General features: G+C 62.4%; 7 protein-coding genes. All 7 read left to right on the plus strand.

Annotation, left to right across the window (positions count from 1 at the left end; all coding sequences use genetic code 11):
* The first annotated feature begins 397 nt into the window (after window positions 1–397).
* The 7 genes from NW848_RS10125 to NW848_RS10155 all read left to right on the plus strand — a co-directional run bounded on the left by NW848_RS10125 (window position 398) and on the right by NW848_RS10155 (window position 7,761).
* Window positions 398–1,762 (plus strand): histidine phosphatase family protein, encoded by a 1,365-nt coding sequence (locus NW848_RS10125; RefSeq protein WP_011430495.1) that lies wholly within the window; start codon window positions 398–400, stop codon window positions 1,760–1,762.
* 11 nt (window positions 1,763–1,773) lie between these two features.
* The gene (locus tag NW848_RS10130) at window positions 1,774–3,108 is read left to right on the plus strand and encodes a dihydroorotase (protein ID WP_414346845.1); all 1,335 of its coding nucleotides are present in this window, start codon (window positions 1,774–1,776) and stop codon (window positions 3,106–3,108) included.
* A gap of 88 nt (window positions 3,109–3,196) precedes the next feature.
* Window positions 3,197–4,216: a YihY/virulence factor BrkB family protein gene (locus NW848_RS10135; protein ID WP_414402542.1), complete on the plus strand. Its 1,020-nt coding sequence runs from the start codon at window positions 3,197–3,199 to the stop codon at window positions 4,214–4,216.
* Complete coding sequence (locus NW848_RS10140) at window positions 4,185–5,285, plus strand: L-threonylcarbamoyladenylate synthase (protein ID WP_011430498.1); 1,101 nt, start codon at window positions 4,185–4,187, stop codon at window positions 5,283–5,285. Before NW848_RS10135 ends, NW848_RS10140 begins: the two co-directional genes overlap by 32 nt.
* Entirely contained in the window at window positions 5,255–5,785 is a 531-nt protein-coding gene (gene purE / locus NW848_RS10145) for a 5-(carboxyamino)imidazole ribonucleotide mutase (protein WP_011430499.1), read from the plus strand. The genes NW848_RS10140 and purE overlap by 31 nt, the downstream gene beginning before the upstream one ends.
* A 71-nt stretch (window positions 5,786–5,856) precedes the next feature.
* Window positions 5,857–6,636, plus strand: a complete 780-nt coding sequence (locus NW848_RS10150) for a hypothetical protein (protein ID WP_414402541.1) — start codon at window positions 5,857–5,859, stop codon at window positions 6,634–6,636.
* Window positions 6,637–6,738: 102 nt separating this feature from the next.
* Window positions 6,739–7,761: a CobW family GTP-binding protein gene (locus tag NW848_RS10155; RefSeq protein ID WP_414508284.1), complete on the plus strand. Its 1,023-nt coding sequence runs from the start codon at window positions 6,739–6,741 to the stop codon at window positions 7,759–7,761.
* The last annotated feature ends 121 nt before the right edge of the window (window positions 7,762–7,882 follow it).

Below are 7,882 nucleotides of genomic sequence, written 5' to 3' on the forward strand. Positions count from 1 at the left end.
AGTTGGTTTGCTAAGTGCTGCTATTGTACCCCTTGAGCCCTTAACAGGCTGTATCTGGAGTTTCTTCTGGATCAGAAGCTGGACTGGAAAAGCCGCAGTGGCCGCCTGAACTAGCCTATGCCAAGCCAGAGGGTTCCTGCCCCAGCCGCAAGGGGGGATATAGGGGGGCTAGCTGGCTTGCTCTTTGTTCGCGTCTTCCCGCTCCTGAAGAGCTGGCAGAGTTTTCTCAGTGGCTTGGGCGGCTCATCCCAATTGAAAACTTGACTGCCCGATCTGTTGAGGCCAGAATCCGGGACCCAACCCCTAGAAAGAACCCCACTGGCAGGGCAAGCCCAGCCCAACAGCGATACTCTAGGCGATACTCTAGAAGGTGTTCTTGAGTAAGTCCGTGCAAACAATGGCTCAGCCTGCCCTGCGCATCCTGCTCGTGCGCCACGGTGAGAGCACCTTCAACGTCGAAAATCGCATCCAAGGCCGCTCCGATCTCTCTCGCCTCACCCCCGGTGGAGAAGCGCAGGCACAGCGGGTAGCTGAGGTTCTGGCCGGGATCCCCTTGGATTATGCCTACTGCAGCCCTCTCTCCCGTGCCCTCGACACCGCCCGTATCATTCTCAAGGAGCGAGCGGGGATCCCTTTGTTTATCAGCGAGTACCTGCGGGAGATCGACCTGACAGCTTGGGAGGGCTTGACCTTTGCCGAGGTGAAGGAGAAATACCCAGAAGATTACCACCTATGGCGGCACCGTCCCGACGAGCTGGAGCTGGAGGGGCGCTTTCCGGTGCGGGATCTCTGGCAGCAGGCGCAGGAGTTTTGGCAACTGCTGGCCGAGCAAGTGAAGTCAGTGCCCCCCGCCTCCTCTGATCGGAGAACCGATCCAAGGCATCCCCTCACCGTTCTCGTTGTCGGACACAGCGGCATTAACCGCGCCCTGGTCAGCACCGCCATTGGCTTGGGGCCGGTTCACTACCACCGTCTTGGGCAAGATAACTGCGCCATCAGCGTTCTCAACTTTCCCCAGGGCCTGGGGGCGCTGCCGCAACTGGAATCTTTGAATATCACTGCCCATCTGGGCCAGCCTCTGCCCAAACGCAAGCAGGGGATGCGTATCCTGCTGGTGCGGCACGGCGAGACGCAATGGAACCGGGAGCAGCGCTTTCAGGGGCAGCGCGATATTCCTCTCAACGCCACTGGCGAGGAGCAGGCAGCTAGGGTGGCGGAGTTTCTGGCCGACCAGCCGCTGAACCTGGCTTTTTCCAGCCCGCTGAAGCGCCCCTGGGCTACGGCGGACGCCATCTGCAGCAACCACCCCAACCTGATCCTACGCCCGATGCCGGAGCTGCAGGAGATCTGCCACGGCGACTGGGAGGGCAAGCTCCAGAGCGAGGTGGAAGCCGAATACCCCGGCGAGCTGGAGCGCTGGCAGCGGGATCCGGCCGCGGTGCAAATGCCCAACGGGGAAAATCTGTACCAAGTGTGGGATCGCACGCGCTCGGCCTGGGAAGAGATTTTGGCCATCACCGCCGCCCAATTTCCCGAAGGCACGGCCGTGGTGGTGGCCCACGACGCCATCAACAAGGCGATCATCTGCCAGTTGTTCGGCCTTTCCCCCCACGCCTTTTGGATCTTCAAGCAGGGCAATGGCGGCATTACCGTTATCGACTACCCGGAAGGAAAGGACGGCACCCCTGTTCTCAAGGTGTTGAACCTCACCACTCACCTGTCCGGCCAGATTTTCGACTGCACCACAGCGGGTGCGCTTTAGGGAGGTGGAAGATGGGATCCACCCTCCCTGCCGACCTGAGCCTGCTCAATCTCTGCCTCCGTGGGGTGCGCCTGTTGGATCCCTGGCAACAGCGGGATGAGGTGACCGACGTGTGGCTGCAGCAGGGCCGCCTCCGGGCCACCGAGCCGGCGGGGATCCCTGCCGACATCCCCCGCCTGGAGGCTGCTGGCTGGGTGCTGGGGCCGGGCTTGATCGATCTGTACGCCCACAGTGGCGAGATCGCTGATCAAGAGCTCTCCCCCTGCCGCGAAACCCTCGCCTCTCTGGGGGCAGCAGCTCTGGCAGGGGGGTTTACCCAAGTGGGTCTTCTCCCTGCCCCCCTGCCCGGAACGGCAACTTTCCCGGTGCTGGACGAGCCGGAGCAGGTGGGCCGCTACCGCCGCCGAGCGGGGGATTCCCGCTGGCTGCCCTGGGCTGCTTTGAGCTTGGGTGACCGGGAAGAAGCTCCCAGCCTCTGGGGAGAGCTGGCCCGCGCCGGCGCCATTGGCTTTGTGGCCCGGACTGAAGGATCAGAGCCGCTGCGGTCGTTGGCCCTACTGCGGCGGGCGCTGGAGTATTTGCGGCCTTGGAATAAGCCGCTGCTGGTGTGGGCCTGGGATCCCAGCCTGGCTGGCTCGGGCAGCCTCTACGAGGGGGTGTGGGCGCTGCGCTTGGGGCTGAAGGGGATCCCAACCAGTGCCGAAACCGCGGCCTTGGCCCGTCTCCTGGAAGTAGTGCGCAGCGTTCCTTCGCCGGCGCCGGTGCATGTGATGCGCCTCAGCCAAGCCCGCAGCCTGGAGCTTGTCCAGCAGGCCCAAGCAGAGGGGCTGCCGGTTAGCGCCAGCACCACCTGGATGCACCTGCTCTTGGCGGAGGAAGCCGTCTTGGAGCACGGCTACGATCCCCACCTGCGCCTCTTGCCTCCTCTCCCCCGCAGCAGCGACCGCGAGGCCCTCATCGCCGGCATCCGCAGCGGCAGCCTGGGTATTGCCACCGACCACGCCCCCTACACCTACGAGGAGAAAACCCTGCCCTTTGCCGAAGCCCCTCCTGGGGCCATAGGCCTGGAGCTGGCGCTGCCCCTGCTGTGGCAGAACCTGGTAGAGACGGGATCCCTGACGGCGCTCCAGCTCTGGTCGGCCCTCAGCCTCTACCCGGCCCGCTGCCTGGGGTTGGAGCCGCCCAGCCTAGCTCCCGGAAGTGACTGGGTGCTGTTCGATCCGGGCCATACCTGGACGGTCTCGGCAGCCACCCTTTGCTCGCGATCCCTGGCCACTCCCTGGCTGGGCAGGACCCTGCGCGGCAAGGTGTTGCACACCCATGTTGAAGAAGGAAGCCAGCCCTGAACCTGAGACCGGCAAAACCCCTTCTCTGTGCCAAGAGGCGCAGGGCCTTGAATTATCCTGGGAGCTAGGCTCAAGGGGGTAGGGGCCCATGAAGCTAGGGAAGCGGCTGGGGACGCTGCCGAGCTTCCGGCAGTTGCAAGGGATCCGCTGGGCATGGGGAGAGTGGAGTCGCCAAGGGGAGCTGGCCTGGCGTACACTACGGCTGGCCTGGGAAAACGCGATGCGCTACCGGCTGTTTGGCCTAGCCTCCGAGATGGCCTACAGCTCGATGTTGGCCCTATTTCCCTTTATCCTCACCCTCTTGACCGGGATTGGGCTGTTTGTCGGCTCCTCTGAGCAAGCTTTTCAGCGCCTGATGGAGCAATTGGGGCAGATTGCCCCCCAAGAAGCCCTGGTGCTTCTGGAACAGTATGCGCGAGAGCTCCGCTTTGGGGAAAACCGAGGCTTGCTCTCCCTCAGCTTCTTAGGAACCCTGTGGGCTGCCTCTGGGGCCTTGGGAGCAGTGATGACGGCTTTGGATCTCAGCCACGAGATCCCCCAGGAGATGCGCCGCCCCTTTTGGAGACGCAAGCTGATCTCGATGGTTTGGATGCTAGCTACCCTGGGGTTAACCGGTTTGGCCAGCTTGATCTTCTTGTTCAGTGCCAGCTTTTTCCGCTTCTTGTCCGCCCAAGCGAAATCCCTAGCGGAGGGGGTTGCCGGGCCGGATCAGTTGGATCCCTGGCGGGAGCTGGCGCTGAAGTTGTGGGAAGCGCTCACCTGGCCTATCTCGTTGGGGATGATCGTCGTCTCCTGTTGGGTGCTGTACCGATTCGGCCCCAGCTTGCGCCGGCCCCAAATGCCGATTTGGCCAGGAGCGATTGTGGCCAGCCTGCTTTGGGTTGGGGTGTCGTGGGGGCTGCGGGTTTATGTGGAGCACTTCGGCCAGCTCAACCAAGTCTACGGAGCCGTGGGGGCAGTTATTGTCTTATTGCTGTGGGTTTGGCTCACTTCCTTGGCGCTGCTGTTTGGGGATCAGATTAACATTGCCCTCTACCAGGCCCGACAATGGATTCGGGACTGCTCCCCCACCCCTCATGCAAACGCAGATCCTCCCCCCCACCCCTGAGCACATTGCCTTGGCGGCTGAAGCGCTGCGGCGGGGCCAGTTGGTGGCCATACCTACAGAGACGGTGTACGGCCTGGCGGGCCACGGCCTCAACGAACAGGCGGTGGCAGAGATCTTTGCCGCCAAGGAGCGCCCCCGTTTCAATCCCCTGATCCTGCATCTGCCGGCTGGGCTGGATCTAGAGACACTGCAGGGCTGGCTGGTGGATCTGGAGGCTTTTACTCCCGCCGCTCGCGCTCGCCTGGGATCCCTTGTCGACACCTTTTGGCCGGGGCCGCTGACGCTGGTGCTGCCCAAGGGATCCCGGGTGCCGGATCTCGTCACCAGTGGCTTGCCCACGGTGGCGCTGCGGATGCCCGCCCACCCCGTGGCCCAGGCTTTGCTGCGGGCAGTTCAGGTGCCTTTGGCTGCCCCCAGCGCCAACCGCTTTGGCCGCCTCAGCCCTACCTCGGCCCAGGCCGTCTATGCCGAGTTGGCGGGGCGGATCCCTTACATTTTGGACGGGGGAGAGTGCAGCGTGGGCCTGGAATCGACAGTGCTCAAGCTCAGCCCCGACGGCACGCCCACCCTGTTGCGCCCTGGCGGGATCCCGCGGGAAGTTTTGGAATCCCACCTCAATTTGCCCCTAAGCTCTCCCCCTGCCCCAGACGGCAAGGAGAGTCCAGAGGCTCCCGGCCAACTGAGCAGCCACTACGCTCCCGGTAAGCCCATCTGGCTTTTGCCCACTGCCTTTGCCCAGCTTCAGCCTGAGGATTGGCAACAGTTGCGGCGCTTGGCCACTGGCCACTCGCACCTAGGCATTCTCAGTTTCGCCGCCAAACCAGAAGCGCTGGCAGAAAGCCTCTCCCGCCACTGTCCTGAGGTCACCTTTACCCTAGAATGTCTGGGCCCGGATCCCAACTCGGCGGCCCACGCCTTCTTTGCCAGCCTGCGCCGCCTGGATGAGGGAGCGGCCACCTTGCTGTTGGCTGAACCGCCACCAGTTGTCACTGGCCTAGGTTATGCGATCATGGATCGGCTACGACGGGCCAGCCGCTCATGGAAGTCTCCCCTCTCGTCGCCATCCTAATGGGCAGCGATTCCGATCTGCCCACCCTGGCACCCGCTGCCCAGGTGTGTGAGGAGTTTGGGATCCCCTACCAACTGCAGATCCTCAGCGCCCACCGCACCCCGGAGGCGATGGTGGACTTTGCCCGCCGCGCCCATATCCAAGGGATCCGCGTCATTATCGCCGGCGCCGGCGGGGCGGCCCATCTGCCGGGGATGGTAGCCTCCCTTACCCCTCTGCCGGTCATCGGGGTGCCGGTGTTCAGCCAATCTCTGCAGGGGCTGGACTCCCTATATTCGATCGTGCAAATGCCCAAGGGGATCCCGGTGGCTACTGTAGCCATCGGCAATGGCTACAACGCTGGACTCTTGGCCGTGCAGATCTTGGCCAGCGGCGATCCCGCCCTGCAACAACGGGTGCTGGCCTACCGGGAAAGCCTCAAGCAAGCGGTGCAAGAGAAAAACGCCCAGTTGCAAACTCAGGGGTGGAAAGCCTATCTCAGCTCCGCCGGCAGAGCATAATTATTGAGTGAGAGAGCGTTGGCCTGTCTTGACAGGGATCAGATGGGACGAAGTTGGGGGAGTTGCCAGCGGTGAAGGATGGATCGGGTCGCCCCTCTTCCGGACAGGGATCCTGGCGGGAATATCTGCAGCGAGTTCAGAAAGGGGCAGTGGAGAGGGGATCCCAGGTGGCCCTGTGGCTACTCTCGGGGCCGCAATGGCGGGTTTTGGCCCTGTCGGGCTTGGCCTTGGCGGGGCTGGCTTTTTGGCACTGGCGGCTAGCTCTTTCTCTAGCTGTGGGCAGTGGGGCAATGCTGGGGCTGTATGCTGCGCGCAGCCCTGAGTTCAGCCGCCGCTGGCAGGAGTTGCAAGCCTGGTTTCGCCAAGCCGATCGCTCCCTGCTGCTTGCTGTTGTCGGGGGGGCAGGCGCCGCTCTGGGCACCTACATCGTGGTTTCCATCTGGGCAGAATCCAGCCAGCGCTGGCTGGCCACGGGCGCCATTTTGCAGGGGCTAGCCACCTTTGCCTTGTTGGCGCTGCTGTTTTGGGAGTGGCTTAGCCGCCGCCAAGAGCGGCAGCGTTCCCAACTGGAGCGAGATCTCAGCGACATCGCTTCCCCCGACTCCTACCGACGGCTGCTGGGCGTGCGTCGGCTGCAGAGCTGGATGCCATACCTGGATGCCGAGCAGACGCGGCTAGCGGTGGACTACCTCCGCCTCGCCCTTGACCAAGAAACCGTGGCTGTCGTCCGGGAAGCCCTGCTGGAAGCTCTGCAGGGGTGGGGGATCCTGCGTCGCCTCAACGATTTGGCCGACCTCAAACGCCCCGAAAGCAGCGGGGATCCCTCTTCAGGTCGGAACCACAGCGTCTAGATGGCTGCCTCAACATCTCCGCTGGGGCAGCGAGTCTTCAAAGAGCGTCATTACAATGAGGATAAAGTGGAAGGGTCCTCTTTAGCAGATTGCGGTTCCTCCATGACCACCACCATTGAAGTGCCCAAGCGAGGCTTGCCTGTCACCATCATCACTGGCTTTCTGGGGAGCGGGAAAACCACTCTGCTCAACCACATCCTCCGCAACCAGAAAGGGATGCGCACAGCGGTGCTGGTCAACGAATTTGGGGAGATTGGCATCGACGGCGAGCTGATTGTCTCCAGCGAAGAAGACCTCGTAGAGCTCAACAACGGCTGCATCTGCTGCACCATCCGCGACGACATTGTCGAGAGTGTGCTGCGCCTGATGGAGCGCTCCGACAAAATCGACTACCTGGTGGTGGAGACCACAGGACTGGCGGATCCCTTGCCGGTTGCCCTCACCTTTTTGGGGCCAGAACTGCGGGATCTGACACGGCTGGATTCGATCATCACCCTGGTGGATGCCAGCAACTTCGCTCCTGATCTGTTCAACAGTGACGTGGCCTACAGCCAAATTGCCTATGGGGATGTCATTCTCCTCAACAAAACCGACCTGGTTGAGCCGGCGGAGATCGAGCGCCTGGAAAAACGCATTCGCGAGATCAAGGAAGATGCCCGCATTTTGCGCACGGTCAACAGCGCAGTGCCCCTAGAGCTGATCCTGGATACAGACCTGTTTCAGTCCAGCTCTCTGCCCCAGGAGGAGGCTCCCGACGCTGAGCATGACCATGAGCATGACCACGAACACGGCCATGATCACGGCCACTCGCACCGCAGCCACATCGAGGTCGATGGTTTTAACTCCCTGGCCTTTGAGAGCGATCGCCCCTTCTCTCTAGACGCTTTCCAGAACTTTCTCAACGAGTTGCCCGATGCAGTCTTTCGGGCCAAAGGGATCCTGTGGTTTGAGGAAAGCCCAGAGCGACATATCTTCCACCTCAGCGGTCGGCGCTACACCCTCAGCAGCGACGCCTGGCCTCGCCAGCCCAAAAACCAGTTGGTGCTCATCGGCCAGCACCTCGATACGGCCAAGCTGCAGCAAAAGTTGGAAGCCTGTCTTGTCCCGGCGCCCGTCCAGGGCTAAGAACTGGGTGGCGGCTTAGAATCGTCGGGCCCTGTTCCGGCAGCCTCGCGAGGGGAGCCTTGAGAGAGGGCAAGCCTCTAGTCCTGAATTTACTGAACAACATATTGTCTTACGGAACTAA

It is taken from the genome of Synechococcus sp. RC10A2 (assembly GCF_047502605.1).